The following is a 23,791-nucleotide window of genomic DNA, read 5'->3' on the forward strand; positions in this document are numbered from 1 at the left end:
TTATCGGTTTAATTTTCTTCAGAAGTATCGTCTTCCTCTGGAATAATATTTATAGAAGGTTCACGCATGACTTCCTTATTAGCAATACTTCGTTCTAGTGACAACAGTAACGATGGAAGTAGGAGTAAATTAGACAACATAGCAAATAGTAAAGTTGCTGAGACTAATGCACCTAAAGCAACTGTTCCTCCAAAACTTGATGTTGTAAATACAATGAATCCAAAAAACAAAACGATTGACGTGTAGAACATACTCACACCAGTTTCTCGTAATGCTCTATAAACAGATTTACGTATTTTCCAATGGTTCGCTTGCAGCTCTTGTCTATATTTTGCCAAAAAGTGAATAGTATCATCTACCGAAATTCCGAATGCAATACTAAATACTAAAATTGTTGATGGTTTAATAGGAACACCTAAATAGCCCATAAGCCCTGCTGTAATTACGAGTGGTAATACATTAGGGATTAGCGAAACTATAATCATCCTAACAGATCTAAACATGTAGGCCATGAATATAGAGATCAATAAAATTGCTAGCGATAATGAAATGGCTAAGTTTTTTACGAGGTATTTTGTGCCTTTCTGAAAGACAAGTGCTTTCCCTGTCATGATGACGTCGTAGCGATCTTTTGGTTGAAATGTTTTATCAATTTTAGTCTGAAGGTCTTCTTGAATACGTTCCATTTTATCCGTACCAATGTCCTTCATAAACGTAGTGATGCGTGCATATTGTCCAGTACTATCTACAAAGTTTTTTAACAGATCAACATCTGAAGACGAGTTTTTTGCATAAGACAGGATAAAACTATTTTCTTGGCTGGTGGGTAATTGGTAATATTTAGGATTACCATTGTAATACGCTTGCTTACTATATTTTACCAAACTTACCACAGAAATCGGGCGAGACAGTTCGGGGATTTCATCGATAAGATCCTCTAACTTCTCCATTTTTTTTAGTGTACTCAATTTCATGACACCTTTTTTGCGTTTGGTGTCAATCATAATCTCGAGAGGCATAATGCCATCAAATTCCTCTTCAAAGAATCGAATATCTTTAAAAAAGGCTTTCTCTTTTGGCATGTCTTCTATAAGGCTTCCTGAGATTTCAATTTTATAAATTCCAATAATACTTGCAATAATAAGCACTAATGAGGTTACGTAAATAGCAATCTTCTGTTCTCTCACCATACGCTCGATCCAATTTACAAAACCACCTATCCAACGTTTGTTTAAATGTTCTAAGTGTCGGTCTTTAGGATAAGGTAAAAAGGTGTAAATAATTGGAATAACTAATAGACAAAGAATGAAAATGGCAAGAATACTTAGAGACGCAACAATACCAAATTCTTTTAAAAGTTTGCTTTCGGTTAAAATAAAAGTAGCAAAACCAGACGCTGTAGTCACATTGGTCATCAAGGTCGCATTTCCAATTTTGGTAATTACACGTTGTAATGACTTAACTTTATTACCATGAAGTTTTACTTCGTGCTGATATTTGTTGATAAGGAAAATACAATTAGGTATTCCAATAACAATAATTAGTGGTGGAATTAAAGCGGTAAGAACCGTAATTTCATAATTTAGCAATCCTAAAATTCCGAAGGTCCACATCACACCAACACAAACCACGATTAATGAGATAAAGGTTGCTCTAAATGATCTAAAGAAGAAAAAGAAAATTAGAGATGTGACACCCAAAGCCAAACCTATAAATAGACCTATTTCATCGACGATATTTTGAGAATTAAGTGTACGTATGTATGGCATACCAGAAATTCTGACATCTAAATCATTGGCATCTTTAAAGGCTTTAATTTTTTTATCAAGCGTTAGCATGATAAAATCTTTTCTAGCTGCCGTATTTACAATCTCTTTTTTAAGATAGATTGCGGTTCTAATAGTACCAGTTTCGGTATTGAATAAGAAATTATCATAGAAAGGATATTTCTTAAATAGTTCATCTTGCAGGGTTTTGATTTGCTCTTGAGATGAAACAGAATCTTTGATAAATGGAACTAGATCAAATTTTTCGGCATTGTCATTTTTGACTAGTTTTTGTAAATCATTTATAGAAACTACTGTTTCAACTTCATCATAGGCTTTAAAATCTTCTGAGAGTTGGTTCCAAGCATTTAGTTTGTCAACTGTAAATAATGTGGAGTCTTTGACACCAAGCACAATGAGGTTGCCCTCTTCTCCAAAGATCTCAAGAAATTTGTTGTAGGTAACATTAATGTCGTCGTCGTCTGGAAGTAAGTTGGCCTCAGTGTAAGTAAAACGCATGTTATTCCACTGAGAGCTAAAGAAAAGGGTTGCTAAAATAATGGCAATAAGAATACCAATTTTATTGCGCAAAATAAGTCGCGCAACAACTTCCCAAAAATTCTTAGTAAACAATTTAAACATGTGCCTTGTAAAAGAAGCGCAAAGTTAGGAAAAAGCAAGTGATTGTGTGTAAAAAATAAGATTTATTAACACGTCTATTTTTTTTGAAAACATCTATAAATAGTATTCTTGATTTAACATTTCGATATTTGAATAATAGTGGAAATATATATAACTTGAAATAAAAATTGAATTGTATAGAATTTACGTTTTTAAATTGCGGGTTTTAGTGTTGTTTTTGCTGTTGCTCACAACCAATTTGTTGGCGCAAACTAGTAAATCATACATGCATAATTCGTTGGCTGAAAAGGTGTACTTACAGTTTGATAATACCGTTTACACAACTGACAAAACCATATGGTTTAAAGCTATTCTTATTAACGCTGGAACTCATCAGACGGCTTATTCTAGTGGTATTTTATACGTAGACTTAATAGATTCAAAACAACATATTGTTAATTCAAAACTCATTAAAATCAAAGATGGTATTGGAAATGGTCATTTTGAATTAGATAGAAGCTATGAACCAGGAATGTACTTGATTAGAGCTTATACCGAATGGAATAAAAATTTCAATTCGGATTTTATCTTTGAAAAGGAAATTCAAATATTTTCTGAAAACAAAAACGACAAGTATCATAAGCCAATTCAAAATATTAGACGAGTAGATAGTAATGCAATTGCTCAGCGGTTTAAAGCCAATTTATATCCAAAACTAATTGACCCAGATCATAAAAAAAGTTTAATGGTTTTTGTTACACAAGATGATCAAATAGATACGCTTATTTCGAATAGAGGAAAAGAGGATAGTTATGTTTTAGAATATGAGATTTCTAATCAATCTAAACGTGTTGAATTAAGTTTTTTAACCGATAATGAGCGTTCATATTCAACGTCGTTTTCGCCACAATTAGACTATATAGATTTACAATTTTTTCCTGAAAGTGGAAATCTTATAAGTGGTTTGTCTAATAGAGTGGGTTTCAAAGCAGTTGGAGCAGATGGTCGAGGTGTTTTTGTTGAAGGATATGTTTTGAATGAAACAAATGAAATTATAACATCGTTTAAGAGTAACACTTTGGGTATGGGAAGTTTTATATTAGAAGACGCATATAGCTCTGCACGATATAAGGTGCAACTCAAGTCCGATTATAATACTTCAGAGAACATATATTATTTACCGCAAGTAGTACAATCAGGTTATTTGATAAATGTTATTTCTAAAAAAGATAAAATCTATGTGGCTGCTAAAACTAACATTAAGGGTAATAATTCAATAGTTTTGAAAGGAATGTCTCGTGGGTTTGAATATTTGAAACAAGAGGCTACTTTAATTAATGGCAGTTTTATTTATGTGTTTCCAAAGAAATTATTTCCTGAAGGAATTATTGCTTTTACATTATTCGATAACACCAATGTACCTGTGGCAGAACGTTTGTTTTTCAATCATGATGTAAGTAAACGGTTAATGGTTAATTCGACATTTGACCAAAAAAATAGATACCAAAGAGATAAAATAGATTTAAGCATTTCAACTCAAATGCCAGATAAAATTCCAGTTAGTGCTAATGCTTCGGTGTTAGTATTAAATAAAGAAAACCTTGATAGTAATCATCAAAATATACAATCTTATTTTTTGTTGAGTTCTGATTTGAAAGGCCCTATAGAAAATCCAAGGTTCTATTTTCAGGATGGACACATTGAAGATATTGATTTTTTGATGTTAACTCAGGGTTGGCGCAGATACAAATACCATGATCCTATAAGAAAATTGAATTATAAACTCGAAAAAAACTTGAATGTTTCTGGAATTGTAACACCCAAAAACCCCAAAAATAAAAACAATCCTATAGAATTGATGTTAATGACTTTCGATACGCAGCGCTCGGTTTATACAACAGATGTTGTAGCTCCTGGAAGTTTTGAGTTTCAACTAAATGATATATACGGACAGGAACAGGAAATTGTAATTCAAGCTCTTGATAATACAAAAACAGATAAGAATGATTATAATGTAACTTTAAATAAGAAAACAGAACTTCCGATTGATTTTGTTTTAAATACGATAAGCGGAGTTAAGGATAGTTTAGTGCAAAAAATTGTAGAAAAAAATAGAGCATTTAAAAACATACAGGAGGAATACTACTTTAATACGTTTGGTACAACCAAGTTAGATGAAATTGTCATTAATGGTTATAAGATGACACCTCTTAGAAAAAAGATGGCTGACAATTATGGAAAGCCAAATGCAGTAATTGATGGTAAAGATTTAAGAGCAGCAGAAAGCGAACTATCAACAGGGCTTTTCAGCGTGCTTTTTAGTAGTAGTTTCAGAGATAAGATTATTATCACTAGAGGTGTTACAGGAGGTCTTAGTGCGAAAACAGCTAAAGGAGGAAGAGGTCATACAACCTTATTTGTTGTAGATGGAGAGCCAGTGACCGAAGTCAATATGCCATTGCTTCAATATTTGTTGGTAGATGAGATTACGAGTGTAGAGGTTATTGATAACCCAAGAAAATTAAAAAAGCTATACAGCATTGTTATGTCTGCGCCTCCACCACACGGTCGTTTAGAGGGCAGTATTATATCTATTTATACACGTTCTGGCAAAGGTATATTTGGTGCTATTAGAGCTTCAGAAGAGAAATTAGAGTTAAATATGATACCTGTGTTTTCTATTGAAAAAGAATTTTATGTACCTAAACACGATTCTAATCATGTTTATGATTTGTCTGTTCCTGATTTTCGGTCTACTATCTTCTGGGAACCACAGTTAATAATAGATGATAAAGGTGTACAAAATATCAGTTATTATCATTCGGATAATATAGGAACCTTTCAAATTATTATTGAAGCCATTTCTAAAACAGGCGAAATAGGATATCAGGTCCTTAGTTATACTGTCGAAGAGCGTACTAATTGAGCTATAGACTCACGTTAAAGGTAAACTTGGCCGCAAAATTATCGGCCCATGACGGCAGGTGATAACCACCATAACGATAGGCAAAACTTAGTCCGAAACCAAAAAGAAGTTTGTTTAGCTCAATGCCAGCTTCAGAATACCCCTTAGACAGGGTGTTAAATTCTATACTTTCATGACGTTCAATATTACTCATATCACCAATAGCAAATCTGGAAATAAGGACAAGTTGCGGTCTGTAGCGTTCTGTAATTTTAAAAGGTCTCACAAAGTGTTTGAGTTGTAATGTTGTAAAACGATCAGAAAAGAATTCGTTAAAATACATGGTTTCAAAACTGTTGATTCCTGCTACAGAAAAACGTTGTAAAACAGTCTCTTTGGTAATGTTATTAGGATAGGCGTGGTATAGATGTGTTAAGGGCGTATTTCCTAAGGCTAGACCAGAAGTTAAAATGGCTTCGGTAAAAACTTTGTCATTAAATATAAATCGATGTACAGTTCTAAAGTCAGTTTTGAAAAAATTAAAGTCACCTTTTAAAACATTTCTAAAACCTTGTGTCAATTGCAATGAGAATTTAGGATAACCACTTTTGGTTTCTTTGACTTGACCATCGTTGAGTTCAAAATTACTAAAAGGACTCCATTGCAAAGATACTTTTGCAGTACTTAGGTCAAAGGTTTCATAAGAGGTGTCATCAATGGTATAAAAATAATTATATGTTGGATTGATCTTACTTATGGAAAATTCAGCTTCAGATAACAAATGATTTGAAAATTGATGTTCAATACCAACAGCTTTTGTAATGTGTTTATGGAAAAGATCAATGTTTAATAATCGTGGCTCGAAAAACGAAAAAAAGCGCTTGTCTGTTAAAAATGTTGAGCTACCTGTTTCCTGTAAATCATCAGTATAGGATATATTTATCCATGTGTCTGTATCTTTATTTGCCCTAAAGCCTCCACCAATTTTATATTTAAATCGATGATCTCTAAAGCCATAAACCACATAACTATTGATGCGATATTTTTCAGAAAACCCGTCATTAGTCTCACCGCCAAGTCCCGTTCTAAATCCTTCATACTGATTAAATTTTATCAAGTATTTTAAGTCTATATTTAGAAATTTAGTAGGAAAAAAGCCGTTACCTAATTGTTTTAGAAATTCCCTTTTGTTTATAGAGTCGTTTTTAACTTTTGTAGAATCGTTATCAGATGTCGGATTTTGTGAATGTAATGCACAAGTAAATAGCGTAACAAAAATTAGGCAAAAAGTCTTATGCATGTAATCGTTAATATGTTTAGGATTAATAAAAAAAGCGACGTTGTGTTAGTCGCTTTTTTGAATGTTATACTGTCATGATTTCATTATCTTTGACATCAAAAGTATCGTCTATTTTCTTAACGTACTTGTCTGTCATTTGTTGTATGTCAATTTCAGCATTTTTTTGCTGATCTTCTGAGACATCAAGATCCTTAATTTCATTGTTTGCATCTTTACGTGCATTTCTAACACCAACTTTTGCATCTTCAGCTTCCGCTTTTGCCTGCTTGGACAAGTCACGTCTACGCTCTTCTGTTAAAGGAGGAACATTGATTATTATTGATTCACCATTACTCATCGGGTTAAACCCTAAATTTGCAACCATGATGCCACGTTCAATCTCTTGAAGCATGCTTTTTTCCCAAGGTTGAACTGTAATAGTTCTACCATCAGGTGTATTGACGTTGGCTACTTGATTTAAAGGTGTTTGAGTGCCGTAATAGTCTACCATTACACTTCCCAACATCGATGGACTAGCTTTACCAGCTCGAATATTTACAAATTGCTTTTCAAGGTGCTTTATTGCAGCATCCATAGCTTCTTGAGCTGTATCTAATATAAATTTTATGTCTTCGTTCATAGTTTAAAAACTTTAATTCGTAAAATGCTTACCAAAAAATAAGCCAAACATTATAAATTAACTTTAGTTCCTATATTTTCTCCGGATACTACTTTCAATAAATTCCCTTTTTTGTTCATATCAAAAACGATAATTGGAAGTTTATTTTCCTGACTCAATGTGAATGCTGTCGTATCCATGACTTTTAGTCCTTGACGTAGCACATCATCAAATGTAATATGATCAAATTTGATAGCATCTGCATTTTTCTCTGGGTCATCATTATAGATACCATCAACACGTGTTCCTTTTAAAATAACATCTGCTTCAATTTCAATAGCTCTTAAAACCGCTGCAGAATCTGTAGTAAAATAAGGATTTCCAGTTCCTCCACCAAAAATAACTACACGACCTTTATTAAGATGACTCATTGCTTTTCTTCTAATAAAGGGTTCTGCTACTTCATTAATTTTAATCGCAGTTTGTAAACGGGTTTTTACACCAGCATCTTCTAAAGCATTTTGCAAAGCTAAGCCGTTAATTACGGTTGCGAGCATTCCCATATGGTCACCTTGAACACGATCCATTCCATTCATCGCACCAGCTACACCCCTAAAAATATTTCCACCACCGATTACAATGGCTACTTCAACGCCAAGATCGGTAATTTCTTTAATATCTTTAGCATATTCTCCCAGACGTTCTGGATCAATTCCATATTGACGAGAACCCATTAGAGCTTCACCAGATAATTTAAGTAGGATTCTTTTGTATTTCATTTCTTATATTGAAAGTTTAGCAAATATAATCATTATTGTAATTTAGAAAAGTAGAATTGGGATATAAAAAAATACCTGTGAAAATGACAATTACTTTTATGAACTTATGAAAAGACAGTAATTTTGTATTGATTATGAGCAATTTAATTTTCGTAACATAAATAATTTTCGTTTTTTTATAAAGTATTCTATACCAGCTATTATGAAAAATAGAGTGTTTCTTTTACTTTTCTCCTTTGTTTTAATTTTTTCATGTAGAGAACCTGCACCTAAAGGATTGGACACTAAACTTATTGCCGCCGAATATTACAAAGGCGTTGTGAAAATAATTATGCTTGATCCAGAATTAGAAAAAGAAAAGCCTGGTAAAGGTTATTTAAGTAGAGGTTCTGGTTTTATCGTGACCAAAGACGGTTATGTTTTTACTAATAAGCATGTAGTGGAAACAGCTGTTAAAGGTTATTTAGACTACGACTATAATGTTGGTAAAACCAAAAAATCTAAAATTGATGTATATTCTGAAGACATTGTAAATGATAAGAATTTAGTTAAAGTTTATCGAGTTGGACATACAGTTCCTGTAATTCAGGTGTTTAATGGGAAGAGTGAAAACGACTATAAATTATATAAAGCTAAGGTTGTTTCAATAGGAGCAGGTGCTTTTGATGGCGCACTATTAAAAATAGTTAGTGATTTAAATGATAATCCAGTAAGCATGAATTTTACCAAGCTTCCTGTTGGAAATTCTGATACGGTATCACAAGGAGAAAAATTATGTGTGTTTGGATATCCAGCACAATTTCAAGGCTCAGCAGATCTAATGTTAAGAGATTTAAGCACCCTAAGTGTTGGTATTATGAGTGGTAATGATTTTGTGTTTAATTCTGATTATGGGTATATTAAAACTGATGCTGAAATTCACCCTGGAAATAGCGGAGGGCCTGTTTTTGATGAGAATAATAAAGTTATTGGAATTGCGACAGCTAAAGGAAATAAAACAGGAATTGGACTTGTAGGTGGTATTAATGGAATGTACTATATTTCTGCTATTGATAATAAAGCTCACACAAAATTAATTGCAGATGGGTTAACATTACCTAATCGTTCATCATCAATAAATACAATTAAAGGGGATAAACAATTAACAAAAACCAAAGCACAGATTAATGCGGCAATAGCTTTACGAGTTAAAAAGGAGAATGACCTAAAGAAACCACCTTCTAATTATGTGTCTTATTTAAGTTCTAAGGTGTTTTTCTCAAATGTTTCTGCAAAAAAGAATAATAACCTAATACCAGATGCCTCTAAACGATACTCTAGTTTTACAATAGACAAGTCTTTGGGAGGAGTAATTTGGATATATGTTGAAAATAAGCCTTATAAACTAGGAACAGACAGAATGAAAGTCTATGTAGATTTAATGGATGAAAATGGCAATTATAAACAAGTTAAAACCTTTAATGTCACTGAAGTTAACAGCAGTTCATCTATAACACATTTCTCCAATTCATTTTACAAATCGGGTAAGTATAAAATCAGTGTTTATTCTGATACTAAACTTATAAACTCTGGATATATGACACTTTCTTATAAATAAAAAAACCTCTCAAATTAATGAGAGGCTTCGTTTTATATTGAGAATAAAATAGATTATTATCCTACTGTAGCACGTTTAAACCCAGTAACAGTAACGTCACCATAAGATTCAACATACTGAGCGACAGTTTTCTTTTCATCTTTAATGAACTTTTGATCTAATAAACATTGTTCTTGATCTAAAGTTGTATTATCAGAAATGAAACGCTCCATTTTACCTGGTAAAATTCTATCCCAGATTTGTTCTGGCTTACCTTCAGCTTTTAATTCGGCTTTAGCAGCTTCTTCAGCTTGAGCTAATACTTCAGGAGTTAATTGTGCCATTGAGATGTACTGTGGTACATTCTTTAAGGTCTTACCTAAACGTCCTAATTCGATATTATCTTTTTCGATTACAGCAATTCTTGCTTCTGTTTCAGAAGCAACGTATGCTGGATCAAAATCTCTATAAGATAATGTTGTAGCTCCCATAGAAGCGACTTGCATAGCAAGGTCTTTTACTAAAACTTCAGCGTTATCCACGTTTGCAGATAATCCTACTAATGCAGCAATTTTATTGATATGAACATATTGTCCAACGTAAGGTGCATCTAATTTTTCAAAAGAAGTGATGTCTAATTTTTCACCAATAACTCCTGTTTGTTCTGTTAACTTTTCAGCAACAGTCATTCCACCAAAATCGGCAGCTAAGAATTCTTCCTTAGTGTTATAGTTTAATGCAATTTCTGCAAATTGATTAGCTAATGCTACGAAGTTTTCATTTTTCCCAACGAAATCAGTTTCACATCCTAATACAATAGCAACACCAGACGTGTTATCTGCATTAATTTTTGCGATTGCAGCACCTTCAGATGAATCTCTATCAGCTCTTTTTTCTGCAACTTTTTGTCCTTTTTTACGAAGTACTTCAATGGCTTTGTCGAAATCGCCTCCAGCTTCAACTAAGGCTTTTTTACAATCCATCATACCAGCTCCTGTGGCTTGTCTTAATTTATTTACTTCTGCGGCTGTAATTTTTACAGTATTTTCCATTGTTTATAAAAATTTAAAAAAGTCGTTTAATTTATATTTCGTGATGAAAACAATTAAACGACTTAATTATATTGTGTAATTGTTTATTTATTCTTCTTCGTTAGTGGCAACTGGTGCAACTACTTCAGCTTTTTTCTCAGCTTTTGCTTCAGTTTTCACTTCTTTTTTTGCTGCTGGTGATTTTTCACTTTTAGCATCTCTTTCAGCTTTTTCTGATTTTCTTTCAGCTAATCCATCTGCAACTGCCGATGTTACTACTGATAAGATCTTGTTAATTGACTTAGACGCATCGTCGTTAGCAGGAATTAAATAATCTACTTCACGAGGATCTGAGTTTGTATCTACCATTGCGAAGATTGGAATGTTTAATTTCTGTGCTTCTTTAATGGCGATGTGCTCACGTTTGATATCTACTACAAAAAGTGCACCAGGTAAACGTGTCATATCAGAAATAGATCCTAAGTTCTTTTCTAATTTAGCTCTTTGACGATCTACTTGTAAACGTTCTTTCTTAGATAAAGAGTTAAATGTTCCATCTTTCTTCATACGATCAATCATAGCCATTTTCTTAACAGCTTTTCTAATCGTAACAAAGTTAGTTAACATTCCACCTGGCCATCTTTCAGTGATGTAAGGCATGTTTACAGCGCCAGCTTTTTCAGCAACGATGTCTTTTGCTTGTTTTTTTGTAGCAACAAATAAGATCTTCTTTCCAGAAGCTGCAATCTTGTGAAGCGCTTCAGAAGTTTCTTGAATTTTTGCTGCTGTTTTGTAAAGGTTAATGATATGGATACCGTTACGTTCCATATAAATGTAAGGAGCCATGTTTGGATCCCATTTTCTTGTCAAGTGACCAAAGTGTACACCTGCTTCAAGTAAGTCTTTTACTTCTACTTTTTCCATTTTGTAATAGTTTACGTTCTGTTAAATTAGCAATGATCGAGTGGTTGCTTACGCTCGCCTTGACCATTTAGATGCTAAACTGTACCTGAACTCGTTTCAGGATTTTTTTAATTGTTGCCGAATGGAAATTCAGCGGTTTTAATTTAAAGCTGTTCTGATGGTTAATCAGAACAGCTTTGATTTTTTTATATTCCGAAGAAAATTCAGAATAATAAAAAAGGATAGGATTAACGTTTCGAGAATTGGAATTTTTTCCTTGCTTTCTTCTGACCGAATTTTTTACGTTCAACCATACGAGGGTCTCTAGTTAATAATCCTTCTGGCTTTAATATTAGTCTGTTTTCTGCATCAAGTTCGCACATAGCGCGAGATAATGCCAAACGGATCGCTTCGGCTTGGCCTGTAATACCTCCACCGTAAACGTTTACTGTAATATCAAAGTTGCCATCATTGTTAGTCATAGCTAAAGGTTGGTTTACCTTATACTGCAATGTTGCAGTAGGAAAATAAACCGCCATGTCTTTTTTGTTCACCGTGATGTTACCTTTTCCTTTGGCAACGTACACACGAGCAACAGCCGTCTTTCTACGGCCAATTTTGTGAATTACTTCCATTAGTTAACTTTGTTTAAGTCGATTGCTTTTGGTTTTTGAGCTTCATGTTTGTGCTCAGAACCTACAACAACATTTAAATTACGGAATAAATCTGCACCTAATTTGTTTTTAGGGAGCATTCCTTTTACTGATTTTTCTACGATTCTTGCAGGATCTTTTCCAAACAATTCATTCGCAGTTAAACTTCTTTGACCACCTGGATACCCTGTGTGACGAATGTACGTTTTGTCATTCCACTTGTTTCCTGATAAGTTGATTTTTTCTGCATTGATAACAATAACGTTATCTCCACAATCAACATGTGGTGTGAAGTTAGGCTTGTGTTTACCTCTTAAAAGTATTGCTACTTTAGAAGCTAAACGACCTAGCGTTTGATTCTCAGCATCAACTAAAACCCACTCTTTATTAACAGTAGCTTTGTTTGCTGAAATCGTTTTGTAGCTTAATGTGTCCACACTTATTAATTTTGTTATTAAACATTCCTCTCTTAAAAAAGAGTTTGCAAATTTACGATTAAATATTTGATTACCAAATCCTATTTAGCCAATATTTTAAGTTGTGTCCAAAATAATTTTCCTTTTGTATGAGATTGATAACGAAGCCATTCGTTAAAATTTTCTCAAACATGATGATTTTATGTAACAAAGACTTTAAATTGAAGTCTTTACAACGAAGACTAATCAATCAAATCAATGAAAATCTATTCACTAATTACTGCAGTATTCCTATGCAGTTCATTTACTGTTTTTGCACAAAATGAATCATCAATTCCAAAAAGAGTATACACAACTTCACCCATTAAAGACCTAAAGGCTCCAACTATTGATGGTATTCTTGACGAAGCCGCTTGGGATATTGTGGAGTGGACATCTGATTACGTAGAATTCCAGCCAGATGTAGGTACACCTCCTTCCGAACAAACCAAAATGAAAATTGTGTATGACGACAAAAACTTATATGTCGCTTTCAAATGTTATCAAGCAGATCCTTCGACCATAGAAAAACGTATGGGAAGACGAGATGACTTTCCTGGAGATTGGGTTGAAATCAATCTTGGAAGCTATAATGATGACCGAACGGGATTTTCGTTTACCATTTCAGCATCTGGAGTAAAAGGCGATGAATTTATATCTGATAACGGAAATTTTGATGGCAGTTGGAATCCAATTTGGTATGCTGATACAAAAATTAATGATGATGGTTGGACTGCCGAAATGCGAATTCCGTTAAGTCAGTTACGTTTTGGAGACCTCGAAGATCAAGTTTGGGGTTTACAATCAACACGACGCTATTTTAATAATGAAGAGCGATCAACATGGCAACCTTTACCTGCAAATCCACCAGGATGGGTAAGTGAGTTTGGTGAGTTACGCGGACTTGTTGGATTAAAGCCTCAAAAACAATTAGAAATTCAACCCTATACTGTCGCACAATTAGATACCTATCAAGCCGAAGCAGGAAACCCATTTAGAGATGGAAATGATACCAAACTTACTGGAGGATTGGATGCCAAAATTGGAATTACAAATGACCTCACAGTTGATGTGACGATTAATCCAGATTTCGGACAAGTAGATGCCGATCCAGGAGCAATTGCATTGGATGGTTTTGAGATTTTCTTTCAGGAACGACGACCATTTTTTGTAGAGAATAAAAATGTCTTTGACTTTAGAGTGGGAGGCGGAAGAGATAATGTGTTCTTCTCAAGACGTATTGGTAGAACACCTCAAGGCTTTACAACAGCCGATGGCAGTTTGGGTGAATATGAGGACATACCAAATTTCACTACTATACTTGGTGCAGCAAAATTTAGTGGTAAAACAAAAAATGGTTGGGCTATCGGACTTTTAGAAAGTATTACAGCTAAAGAATATGCTGAGATTGAATTAGATGAGCGTGAAGATGTGATCAATAGCTTACCTGAAGTTGGTGAACGACGAGAAGAACTCGTTGAGCCGTTTACTAATTATTTGGTGGCAAGAGCACAGAAAGATTTTAATGATCGTAACTCGTACATAGGTGCCATTGTAACATCTACCAATAGAAAATTGGAAGGGAATTTAGATTTCCTAAGAAAGAGCGCTTATACTGGTGGTGTCGATTTTAGACATAACTGGAAAAACCGTAGGTATTACATTCAAGGGAATCTCACATTAAGTACTGTTAATGGAAGTAAGGAAGCCATTACCAACACACAAACCTCATTAACACATTTATTTCAACGAACTGATGCCAGTCATGTAGATGTCGATCCTAATAAAACCTCATTAACTGGTTCGGGTGGACGACTGGAATTTGGTCAACGTGGTAGTGATAAATGGCGATATACTATTGGCGGAAATTGGAAATCTCCAGAATTAGAACTTAATGATATTGGATTTTTAAGACAGGCAGATATTATTTCTCAATATGCTAATGTGAGGCGTTTATTTAATAAGCCTACAAGTTGGTTTAGGAGAGCAAATATTGGTTTAGAACAATTTACGCAATATGATTTTGAAGGGAATTATAATAGGATTCAGTATGAAATGAGTGGAAATATTAATTTCATAAATAACTGGTTTGCCGATTTTGGAGCCGCACACAAACCTAGAATATATAGTAATACTGTATTGCGAGGAGGTCCGAGATGGAGATGGAACGAAGAGAATTTTTGGTATATGTTCATAGGAACCGATCAACGCAAGAAACTAAGTACAACTATAGGTTATGTGAACTCAAGAGCAAAGCAAAACAATTTTTCATTAGATCGTTATGAATTAAGATTTAGATACCAACCTTTAAATTCATTGAGTATGTCTTTAAATTTTGAGTACGAAGAAAATCCAAATAGAACCCAATATGTTACCGAATCTAATTTTAACGGAACTCCTCGTTATATCTTAGGTGAAATTGATAACGAAAGTTTGAGTGCTACCTTGAGAGTCAACTATAATATCAATCCTAATTTGACCATTCAATATTATGGACAGCCTTTTATATTCAAGGCGAAGTATTCTAACTTTAATTTTGTAAACAATCCTACTGCAGAAAACATTAACGACCGTGTTACGTGGTATGATGCTAATCAAATTTCAGAAGAAAACGGTTCATACGTTGTGGATGAAGATGTAAATGGAACATCAGATTATAGTTTTGGAAACCCTGACTTTGCTTTCGTACAGTTTAGATCAAACCTTGTGGTGCGTTGGGAATACATTCCAGGATCAGAAGTATTCTTAGTATGGTCTCAAGGAATTACTGGTCTAGGTGATGTGAATAATGATTTTGGAGCTATTATTGACAACCAAATTTTTAACCAAAAACCCGAAAACACATTCTTGATTAAGGCTACATACCGATTTGTATTGTAGTGGTTTAGAATACTATTTTAAACCGTTATATCTATAATTCTAACATCGACGCAGTAATTTTTAATTACTTTTGCAAAAGGATGAGTGAATTAAGACTTTCAAGTTGGTTGCCTACCACAAACAAAGAGGTTAAGATACGAGGCTGGGATGAACTAGATGTTATTTTGTTTAGTGGAGATGCCTATGTAGACCACCCAACCTTTGGTCCTGCTGTTATTGGACGTTTACTTGAAAGTTTCGGATTGCGTGTGGCGATTGTGCCACAGCCTAGTGTGACGGATAATCTTCAGGATTTTACAAAACTTGGAGCGCCAAAATTGTTTTTCGGTGTTACAGGTGGTTGTATGGATCCCATGATTAGTAATTATAACGCCAATAAAAAACGTCGTGATAAAGATGCATACACGCCAAATGGCGATATAGGATTTCGACCTGATTATGCGACCACTGTCTATTCTAAAATTCTAAAAGAGAAATGGCCAGATGTACCAGTATTAATTGGAGGCATTGAAGCATCACTACGTCGTGTTACTCATTACGACTATTGGAGCGATACACTAATGCCAACGATTTTAGAAAGTTCTAAAGCCGATTTATTGGTGTATGGCATGGGCGAACAACCATTGCGAGAAGTGGTGCGCTTAATGCAGAAAGGTGTTCCGTTTTCAAGTATCACAACGGTTAAGCAAACGGCAGTACTTTTAAATAAAGATGCTAAGATCCCGAAGAATAGTAATTGGGAGGATGTTGAAATCGCATCGCATGAAATTTGTTTAAATGACAAGAAACAATATGCATCCAATTTTAAAATCATAGAGCAAGAATCGAATAAGTTAGCAGCGCGACGTATTTTTCAAAAGGTTGGTGATAGGACTTTGATGATTAATCCGCCATATCCAACCATGACCGAAGACGAAATTGATGCGTCTTTTGAGTTGCCTTATACACGATTACCACATCCAAAATATAAAAAGCGCGGACCAATTCCTGCGTATGAAATGATCAAGTTTTCCATCAACATCCATCGTGGTTGTTTTGGTGGTTGTAGTTTTTGTACCATTTCGGCGCATCAAGGAAAGTTTATTGCCTCTCGAAGTCAGGAATCGGTATTAAGAGAAGTGGATACGGTTGCTAATATGCCAGATTTTAAAGGCTATTTGAGCGACATTGGTGGTCCGAGTGCCAATATGTACAAGATGAAAGGTAAAATACAGTCTATATGCGACAAATGTGTGGCACCTAGTTGTATTTCGCCAGTGATTTGCAGTAATTTGGATACCTCACACAAACCGTTAACCGATTTATATCAAGCAGTTGATAGTCATCCAAAAGTAAAAAAGTCATTTATAGGTTCTGGAATTCGTCACGATATGCTAGTGCCAGAATTCAATAAGAATGCAGATCCGAAAGAGCTCGACGATTACACCGAAGAAGTGATGACCAAGCACGTGTCTGGCCGACTAAAAGTAGCGCCAGAACATACGAGTGATCCGGTGTTGAAATTGATGCGGAAACCGTCTTTTAAGTACTTCCATAAGTTTAAGGAACGTTTTGATAAAATCAACATCAAGAAAGGTTTAAAACTACAGTTGATACCTTATTTTATCTCCAATCATCCAGCATGTGAAGCCGAAGATATGGCGAATCTCGCTGCCGAAACTAAAGATATGGGTTTCCAGTTAGAGCAAGTACAAGGCTTTACACCTACACCTATGACGGTTGCAACTGTCATCTACTATAGTGGATATCATCCATATACCTTAAAAAAGGTCAACACGCCAAAAACTCGTAAAGAAAAAGATGAACAACATCGTTTTTTCTTTTGGTATAAAGATGAAAACAAAGCCTGGATTAGAAAGACCTTAAATAAACTCGGTCGTCAAGATTTATTGGATGTTCTACTACCAAAAAAGGACGAGAAATGGCGTAAAAATAAACCTAAAGGTGAAGCTAAAAACACCTTTAATGATGCGGTGCCTTTTAACCAGCGGAAAAATAAGGTGAAGTATAAGGGGAAGAAGAAGCGGAGGAGGTAATTGCTAATTTAATGCGCCTCCAACCAATTATCACCAATATCTAAATCGACATCAAGTGGAACTTCGAGTTTATAGGCGTTTTCCATTTCCGTTTTGATAAGTGATTTCATGGCGTCGAGTTCCGGTTTGTAAACATCAAATACCAATTCATCATGCACTTGTAAAAGCATCTTTGATTTGTAATCACTGGCTTGTAGCTTCTCATGAATCTTGATCATGGCAATTTTAATGATATCGGCTGCACTTCCTTGAATTGGTGCATTTACTGCATTACGTTCGGCTGCGCCACGAACCACAGCATTGCGCGAGTTGATATCTTTTAAATAACGTCGACGTCCTAAAACGGTTTGTACATAACCATTGTCTCTTGCAAAACCCACTTGCTCACTCATATAAGCACGCAATTTTGGATAGGTCGCGTAATAGGTGTCGATAAGCTCTTTAGATTCACTTCGTGAGAGATTGGTTTGATTACTCAATCCAAAAGCAGACACACCATAAATAATTCCGAAGTTCACCGTTTTTGCATTGCTACGTTGCTCGCGTGTCACTTCCGAAATAGGTACATTAAATACCTTGGAAGCCGTAGATGCATGAATATCCTCACCATTTTTAAAGGCTTCTATCATGGTTGCCTCCTGACTTAATGCTGCAATGATACGCAGTTCTATTTGCGAATAATCGGCAGCAAGTAAGGTGTGGTCTTCATCTCTTGGAACAAAAGCTTTTCGCACTTGACGACCACGTTCGGTACGAATAGGAATGTTCTGTAAGTTCGGGTTGTTACTACTCAAACGTCCAGTAGCAGCAACGGTTTGCATATAATCGGTATGCACATGACCAGTAGCTTCATCAACTTGAAGTGGTAAGGCATCAACATAAGTGCTTTTGAGTTTTGATAGACCTCTAAAATCTAAAATATTTTGAATGATCTCATGGTCTTTGGCGAGGTAACTTAACACATCTTCAGCTGTAGAATATTGACCAGTCTTCGTTTTTTTAGGTTTATCAACCAGTTTCATCTTTTCAAATAAAATAACACCTAATTGCTTTGGTGACGCAATATTGAACTCTTCTCCAGCGGCATCGTATATTTTCTTTTCGAGTGTCGCAATATCGTTATTCAATTCTTCTGATAATGAATTTAGAAAGGCTTTATCTAGATTAATGCCTTCCAATTCCATTGCTGCGAGTACACGTAGTAGTGGAACTTCGATCTCATCAAATAGTTTTTGTGTGTTGGCTTCACCTAATTCTTTTTCGAAATGCTCTTTAAGTTGTAAAGTAATGTCTGCATCTTCTACAGCGTATTCTGTCTGCTTATCTAGCGGCACTTCTCGCATCGACAATTGATTTTTTCCTTTCTTACCAATCAATTCGGTAATGGAAATAGGCGTGTAGTTAAGATAAGTTTCGGCTAACACATCCATGTTATGTCGCATATCAGGATTGATGAGGTAATGCGCTAACATGGTGTCAAAGAGTTTTCCTTTAACCTCAATATTGTATTTGGCCAAGACTTTAATATCATATTTTAAATTCTGACCGATTTTTTCGATATGTTCATTTTCAAAAAATGGACGTAACACTTCTATGAGTTCTTGAGCCTGTTCTTTTTCCTCCGGAAATGGGACATAAAATCCTTTACCTGCTTCCCATGAAAAGGCGATGCCAACCAGTTCTGCCGTTAAGGGATTAAGTCCGGTCGTTTCGGTATCGAAACATACAGAAGATTGATTTAATAAATTATTGACAAACAATTTGGTGGCCATTCCTGGAGCGATACTTTGATAAAAATGCGACGTGGTTTCAGCAGTCTTTCGTGTGTATTCTGAAACTGTTTCAGTGGTATCAGCATCATCTCCACCAAACAATGAAAACTGTCCAGCACCAGCAGAAGATTTTGTTTTAGGAGTTGCTTTAGGCGCTTCTTTTTGAGCTGTTGTTTCTGTTGGAGGAGCAGTGGCTTCCGCAGAAAATGTTTTTAGGAAATTATCGGTTAATCTTCTAAATTCTAGATTCTGAAATATCTCTTTTACTTTTTCAATATCTGGATGATCGAGCTCAAAGTCCTTAGCGTTGAATTCTACTGGGACATCAAGCATAATAGTGGCTAGTTTCTTTGATAATAAACCCAATTCACCATTAGCTTCCACTTTCTCCTTCATTTTGCCTTTGAGCTGATCTGTATTAGCGAGCAGCCCTTCCATACTACCAAACTGATTGATAAATTTCTTAGCCGTTTTTTCACCAACACCAGGAAGTCCTGGAATATTATCGGAAGCGTCACCCATCATGCCTAGAAAATCGATGACTTGCATCGGACTCTCTACTTCAAATTTTTTCTGAACTTCAGGAATGCCCCAAGTTTCATAACCACCTCCAAAAACAGGTCTGTACATAAAAATATTATCGGTAACCAATTGCGCAAAATCTTTGTCAGGAGTCACCATATATGTTTTATAACCTTCTTTTTCAGCTTGACGAGATAAGGTTCCAATCACATCATCGGCTTCATAACCTTCTTTAACCATAATTGGAATATGCATGGCTTTAAGAATCTCGTAGATATATGGAACAGCCGTTTTAATCCCTTCAGGCGTTTCATCACGATTAGCCTTGTAGGCTTCATACATTTCCACACGGTCTGCACTTCCGCCTTTATCAAAACAAACGGCTAAATGGTCTGGTCGCTCTCGCTTTATGACATCAAGTAGTGAATTCATAAAACCCATGATGGCTGAAGTGTCTTCGCCTTTTGAATTGATTCTTGGGTTTTTTATAAACGCGTAATATCCACGGAAAATTAGTGCATAAGCATCAACTAGAAATAGTCGTTTTTGATCTGACATTGGTTTGTATTTTGAAGTTTATAAAGCTACAAAAACTTATGCGTTTATATGGAACAAATTGAACTACAATTTGTAATTTTCCGCAGTAAAAAATAATACGATGAAAAATTTCTCAATAGCCATTCATGGAGGCGCTGGAACTTTGGTAAAAGGACTCATGACTCAAGAACTGGAAGCACAATATAAAAAGGCTTTACAAATCGCTCTAAATAAGGGTTATGACGTTTTAAATGAAGGAGGAACTGCTGTTGATGCTGTTGAGGTTGCTGTTAAATCCCTAGAGGACACTCCATTGTTTAATGCAGGAAAAGGGTCTGTGTTTACTGCAGAGGGGACGCATGAAATGGATGCGAGTATTATGGATGGAAAAACATTAAATGCTGGAGCAGTGTCTTTAGTTACTGGAATTAAAAACCCAGTATCATTAGCACGAGATGTTATGGATAAAAGTTACCACGTGTTTTTGGCAGGTGAAGGCGCTATGCAATTTGCCAAGCAGAATAATTATGATATTGAACCTCCTTCTTATTTTTATGATGAGGTACGTTATCAGCAATGGCAAGGCATTAAGGATAGTGAGAACTTTCAGTTAGATCACAGTGTTAAAAAGGATGGGAAATTTGGAACAGTTGGCGCTGTGGCTTGCGATCAAAACGGAAATATTGCAGCTGCAACCTCTACTGGCGGTATGACTAATAAAAAATGGGGACGGGTTGGTGATAGCCCTATGATTGGTGCTGGCAATTATGCAAATAACGAAACATGCGCTGTGTCGTGTACTGGAAGTGGTGAATTTTTTATTCGTGGAGTTGTAGCCTATGATGTGTCTTGCTTAATGGAACATAAAGACATGAGTTTAAAAGACGCATCGTCTGAAGTCATACACAAGCGTGTTTTTGATATTAAAGGTGATGGTGGTTTGATAGCTGTTGATTCTAAGGGTAATATTGCTATGCCTTTTAATACAGAAGGAATGTATCGTGCTAGTAAAACTTCAGAAGGAAAGGAAGTTATTGCTATTTACAAATAATAGGCTCTTAAAGTCATCTAGAATTGCTTAATTTAGTTCGTGAGTTTTAAATAAAATACGAACTAAATTAGAATTAATGCAGCTTGATATTTGGTCTATAGGAATCATTATAATTGTATTTCAGGGACTATTTCTATTTTCTATTTTAATGGCGTCTAAAGATAAACGCCAAAAGCGTGGAAGTATTTATTTGATGCTGACCATCTTAGTTCTTATTTGGTTTTTGGTTGAATTTTTTACAATAAGAAACAAAATCGATATTGGATTCAATCTATTTTATGGGACGCGTTACGGATCATGGTTTTTACTTGGGCCACTAACTTATTTTTATTTTAAATCCATAACCGATTCACAATGGAAATTTTCAAAATGGCATTGGCTTCACTTTTTACCATTTCTAATTTTTGTAATTATTATTCCCTTTATAGCTTACAAAGGTTTAAATGACCGACAAATAAATTATGGGATGCTGTCGGTATTTGATCATCGTAAAAAAGTACTAACGACGTTTCAATGGATGTATTCGTTTGTTTTTATTCTACAGTTTGTTCATTTAGGAAGCTTTTTAATTAGAAATCTGAACATTGTTAAGACATATTCTAAAGGTTTAAAGGCCGAATATTCTAGTATTGATACTAAAACAAAATGGCTTAAATATTTCAATCTTGTTTTGCTTATCATCCTTACATTTTCAGCTGTTTTCTTGTACATCTTATTGGTTACAGATATATACAGAAGACATCTTGATTATATTTATGTGTTACCTATTGGTGTACTTTTCTATTTCATCAGTTTTAAATTTATGCGTACCGAATGGAAGCATGTTGAACCTAATGATAAGTACTCAGGAAGCTCCTTAAATGCAGATGAAATTCCAAAATATACAGTCAAGTTAGACCAGTTAATCACTAAAGAAAAGGTGTATTTAAATCCTGCCTTAAGATTAAACCACCTGGCAGAACGGTTATCTATTAGTAAGCATCATTTATCTCAGATTATCAATCAGCATTACGGCATGTCGTTTTTTGATTTTATCAATGAGCATCGTATCAATGAAGCTAAAACACTAATTTTAAATCACACAGAATATACGTTGCTAAAAGTTGCATTTGAATCTGGATTCAACAATAAAACATCTTTTGTAAATGCCTTCAAAAAATTTGAAAGTATGACACCTTCAAAATACAGGGATACTCTACGGTATTAATTTTTTCTTAAAATAAAGCAACCTTTATAAAAGTTGTCGTGATTATGAGTCGATAATGCTACTATTATAGTTTTAATTCTAAAACCTATAATTTATGAGAACTCTATTTACTTTTTTTACAATTTCACTTTTATGTATTTATGAATTAAATGCCCAAACTTATAGTATTGACGAAGGTCATAGCACTGTGCAAGTTAATGTTGAACGATTTGGTGTTGTTGATGTGTCGGGCCGATTTAAAAAAGTTGAAGGCACAATTACCTATGACAAAGAGAATAGTTCTAAAACAACTGCTCGTGCAACAATTGCTGTAGATAGCTATGATGCTAATAATGTTGGAGGAGAAAATGCCGTAAAAAGTAAAGCGTTTCTCGATGCCGAAACCTACCCAGAAATTTCCTTTAAGGGAACAAAAATAATATCAAAAAACAATAGTGATTATTTAGTTGGTGATCTCACAATTCATGGGGTGACTAATTCAATTGAATTGCCTTTTACAATTAAAGGACCATTAGTTGATCTACCAACAGGAAAACAATCTATAGCCTTTAATGCTTCTATAACCATCAACAGACAGGATTATGGAATTACATTTGACAGGAAGCTACCTAATGGTACTAGTCTTGTTAGTAACGATATAAAAATTACACTTATGATTCTAGCTATTGCTGAGTAGTATGAAAGCATTTAGCCTAGCCATTATTGTATCTACATTAATTGGACAACTATCTTTTGCTCAGACTAAAACATATAAAATTGATTCCCAAAAAGCAAGGGTCGAATTCAAGGTGTCTCATCTAGGCGTTTTAACGGTAAATGGCGTTTTTACTGAATTTGATGGAGAGATAATTCGTAACAATGGAAACGTATTCATGTTAAAAGGGAATGTATATGTTAAGAGTATTAATACCAATGAAAAAGCAAGAGATAAAATTTTGTTGAGTGAACCGTATCTTGATGAAAAGACCTATCCAATACTACACTTTCAATCCAGTAATGTTGATAAGGCTTCAAAAATGATTGCCGGCGAATTGACGATTAAAAATGAAAAGAGAAGTATTGAAATGCCCTATGAAATTTTGGATGATCAAATAGATATAACGACTAGAATTAGCAGGAAAGACTTTAATTTGGATTTTGGATCAATGAATGCTCTAATTGGAGATTCTATTGAGATAGAGATTCATATTACGTTTTAA

The 23,791-nt window shown here is 34.7% G+C and carries 17 protein-coding genes; 8 read left to right on the forward strand and 9 right to left on the reverse strand.

Features of this window, described 5'->3' with window-relative positions:
* Nucleotides 1-8: 8 nt before the first annotated feature.
* Nucleotides 9-2,408: an efflux RND transporter permease subunit gene (locus tag Q0783_RS06390; RefSeq protein ID WP_298761391.1), complete on the reverse strand. Its 2,400-nt coding sequence runs from the start codon at nucleotides 2,406-2,408 to the stop codon at nucleotides 9-11.
* Between the two features lie 265 nt (nucleotides 2,409-2,673).
* On the opposite strand from Q0783_RS06390, the gene Q0783_RS06395 reads away from it, so the two are divergent.
* The gene (locus tag Q0783_RS06395) at nucleotides 2,674-5,313 is read left to right on the forward strand and encodes a hypothetical protein (protein WP_298894095.1); all 2,640 of its coding nucleotides are present in this window, start codon (nucleotides 2,674-2,676) and stop codon (nucleotides 5,311-5,313) included.
* Nucleotide 5,314: 1 nt separating this feature from the next.
* On the opposite strand, the gene Q0783_RS06400 is transcribed toward Q0783_RS06395, so the two are convergent.
* The 3 genes from Q0783_RS06400 to pyrH form a co-directional block, all read right to left on the reverse strand.
* A complete protein-coding gene (locus Q0783_RS06400; RefSeq protein WP_298894097.1) occupies nucleotides 5,315-6,592 on the reverse strand; it encodes a DUF5686 family protein in 1,278 nt (425 codons plus the stop codon).
* A 64-nt stretch (nucleotides 6,593-6,656) separates the two neighbouring features.
* Nucleotides 6,657-7,211, reverse strand: a complete 555-nt coding sequence (gene frr, locus Q0783_RS06405) for a ribosome recycling factor (protein ID WP_298894099.1) — start codon at nucleotides 7,209-7,211, stop codon at nucleotides 6,657-6,659.
* 50 nt (nucleotides 7,212-7,261) lie between these two features.
* Entirely contained in the window at nucleotides 7,262-7,969 is a 708-nt protein-coding gene (pyrH, locus tag Q0783_RS06410) for a UMP kinase (protein ID WP_230934930.1), read from the reverse strand.
* Nucleotides 7,970-8,171: 202 nt separating this feature from the next.
* On the opposite strand from pyrH, the gene Q0783_RS06415 reads away from it, so the two are divergent.
* The gene (locus tag Q0783_RS06415) at nucleotides 8,172-9,566 is read left to right on the forward strand and encodes a serine protease (RefSeq protein ID WP_298894101.1); all 1,395 of its coding nucleotides are present in this window, start codon (nucleotides 8,172-8,174) and stop codon (nucleotides 9,564-9,566) included.
* A 56-nt stretch (nucleotides 9,567-9,622) separates the two neighbouring features.
* Here the strand turns inward: Q0783_RS06415 and tsf are convergent, their stop codons facing one another.
* The 4 genes from tsf to rplM all read right to left on the reverse strand — a co-directional run bounded on the left by tsf (nucleotide 9,623) and on the right by rplM (nucleotide 12,569).
* On the reverse strand, nucleotides 9,623-10,597 hold the full coding sequence (tsf, locus tag Q0783_RS06420) for a translation elongation factor Ts (protein WP_298894102.1): 975 nt from the start codon (nucleotides 10,595-10,597) through the stop codon (nucleotides 9,623-9,625).
* 87 nt (nucleotides 10,598-10,684) lie between these two features.
* The gene (gene rpsB / locus Q0783_RS06425) at nucleotides 10,685-11,500 is read right to left on the reverse strand and encodes a 30S ribosomal protein S2 (RefSeq protein ID WP_230934933.1); all 816 of its coding nucleotides are present in this window, start codon (nucleotides 11,498-11,500) and stop codon (nucleotides 10,685-10,687) included.
* 227 nt (nucleotides 11,501-11,727) lie between these two features.
* Nucleotides 11,728-12,114: a 30S ribosomal protein S9 gene (rpsI, locus tag Q0783_RS06430; protein ID WP_230934934.1), complete on the reverse strand. Its 387-nt coding sequence runs from the start codon at nucleotides 12,112-12,114 to the stop codon at nucleotides 11,728-11,730.
* The gene (rplM, locus tag Q0783_RS06435; protein ID WP_230934935.1) at nucleotides 12,114-12,569 is read right to left on the reverse strand and encodes a 50S ribosomal protein L13; all 456 of its coding nucleotides are present in this window, start codon (nucleotides 12,567-12,569) and stop codon (nucleotides 12,114-12,116) included. Before rplM ends, rpsI begins: the two co-directional genes overlap by 1 nt.
* Before the next feature lie 237 nt (nucleotides 12,570-12,806).
* Between rplM and Q0783_RS06440 the strand changes: the two genes are divergently transcribed.
* A complete protein-coding gene (locus tag Q0783_RS06440; protein ID WP_298894103.1) occupies nucleotides 12,807-15,467 on the forward strand; it encodes a DUF5916 domain-containing protein in 2,661 nt (886 codons plus the stop codon).
* Nucleotides 15,468-15,547: 80 nt separating this feature from the next.
* Nucleotides 15,548-17,503 (forward strand): YgiQ family radical SAM protein, encoded by a 1,956-nt coding sequence (locus Q0783_RS06445; RefSeq protein ID WP_298894104.1) that lies wholly within the window; start codon nucleotides 15,548-15,550, stop codon nucleotides 17,501-17,503.
* An 8-nt stretch (nucleotides 17,504-17,511) separates the two neighbouring features.
* Here the strand turns inward: Q0783_RS06445 and polA are convergent, their stop codons facing one another.
* Nucleotides 17,512-20,355 carry a DNA polymerase I gene (gene polA, locus Q0783_RS06450; protein ID WP_298894105.1) on the reverse strand — a complete coding sequence of 948 codons (2,844 nt, stop codon included), beginning with the start codon at nucleotides 20,353-20,355 and terminating at the stop codon, nucleotides 17,512-17,514.
* Between the two features lie 100 nt (nucleotides 20,356-20,455).
* Between polA and Q0783_RS06455 the strand changes: the two genes are divergently transcribed.
* The 4 genes from Q0783_RS06455 (at nucleotide 20,456) to Q0783_RS06470 (ending at nucleotide 23,791) form a co-directional block, all read left to right on the forward strand.
* A complete protein-coding gene (locus tag Q0783_RS06455) occupies nucleotides 20,456-21,385 on the forward strand; it encodes an isoaspartyl peptidase/L-asparaginase family protein (RefSeq protein ID WP_298894106.1) in 930 nt (309 codons plus the stop codon).
* A gap of 76 nt (nucleotides 21,386-21,461) precedes the next feature.
* Nucleotides 21,462-22,592 (forward strand): helix-turn-helix domain-containing protein, encoded by a 1,131-nt coding sequence (locus Q0783_RS06460; protein ID WP_298894107.1) that lies wholly within the window; start codon nucleotides 21,462-21,464, stop codon nucleotides 22,590-22,592.
* A gap of 94 nt (nucleotides 22,593-22,686) precedes the next feature.
* Nucleotides 22,687-23,268 carry a YceI family protein gene (locus tag Q0783_RS06465; RefSeq protein ID WP_298894108.1) on the forward strand — a complete coding sequence of 194 codons (582 nt, stop codon included), beginning with the start codon at nucleotides 22,687-22,689 and terminating at the stop codon, nucleotides 23,266-23,268.
* Between the two features lies 1 nt (nucleotide 23,269).
* Complete coding sequence (locus Q0783_RS06470; RefSeq protein ID WP_298894109.1) at nucleotides 23,270-23,791, forward strand: YceI family protein; 522 nt, start codon at nucleotides 23,270-23,272, stop codon at nucleotides 23,789-23,791.

Source organism: uncultured Psychroserpens sp., from assembly GCF_947500255.1.
Taxonomy (GTDB): Bacteria; Bacteroidota; Bacteroidia; order Flavobacteriales; family Flavobacteriaceae; genus Psychroserpens.

Coding starts and splice junctions, on each gene's coding strand:
- Q0783_RS06440 (WP_298894103.1), top strand. CDS start 12,807: ATGAAAATCTATTCACTAATTACTGCAGTATTCCTATGCAGTTCATTT.
- Q0783_RS06455 (WP_298894106.1), top strand. CDS start 20,456: ATGAAAAATTTCTCAATAGCCATTCATGGAGGCGCTGGAACTTTGGTA.
- tsf (WP_298894102.1), bottom strand. CDS start 10,597: ATGGAAAATACTGTAAAAATTACAGCCGCAGAAGTAAATAAATTAAGA.
- frr (WP_298894099.1), bottom strand. CDS start 7,211: ATGAACGAAGACATAAAATTTATATTAGATACAGCTCAAGAAGCTATG.
- Q0783_RS06395 (WP_298894095.1), top strand. CDS start 2,674: ATGCATAATTCGTTGGCTGAAAAGGTGTACTTACAGTTTGATAATACC.
- Q0783_RS06400 (WP_298894097.1), bottom strand. CDS start 6,592: ATGCATAAGACTTTTTGCCTAATTTTTGTTACGCTATTTACTTGTGCA.
- Q0783_RS06415 (WP_298894101.1), top strand. CDS start 8,172: ATGAAAAATAGAGTGTTTCTTTTACTTTTCTCCTTTGTTTTAATTTTT.
- Q0783_RS06470 (WP_298894109.1), top strand. CDS start 23,270: ATGAAAGCATTTAGCCTAGCCATTATTGTATCTACATTAATTGGACAA.
- Q0783_RS06460 (WP_298894107.1), top strand. CDS start 21,462: ATGCAGCTTGATATTTGGTCTATAGGAATCATTATAATTGTATTTCAG.
- Q0783_RS06445 (WP_298894104.1), top strand. CDS start 15,548: ATGAGTGAATTAAGACTTTCAAGTTGGTTGCCTACCACAAACAAAGAG.
- Q0783_RS06465 (WP_298894108.1), top strand. CDS start 22,687: ATGAGAACTCTATTTACTTTTTTTACAATTTCACTTTTATGTATTTAT.
- Q0783_RS06390 (WP_298761391.1), bottom strand. CDS start 2,408: ATGTTTAAATTGTTTACTAAGAATTTTTGGGAAGTTGTTGCGCGACTT.
- polA (WP_298894105.1), bottom strand. CDS start 20,355: ATGTCAGATCAAAAACGACTATTTCTAGTTGATGCTTATGCACTAATT.
- rpsB (WP_230934933.1), bottom strand. CDS start 11,500: ATGGAAAAAGTAGAAGTAAAAGACTTACTTGAAGCAGGTGTACACTTT.
- pyrH (WP_230934930.1), bottom strand. CDS start 7,969: ATGAAATACAAAAGAATCCTACTTAAATTATCTGGTGAAGCTCTAATG.
- rpsI (WP_230934934.1), bottom strand. CDS start 12,114: ATGGAAGTAATTCACAAAATTGGCCGTAGAAAGACGGCTGTTGCTCGT.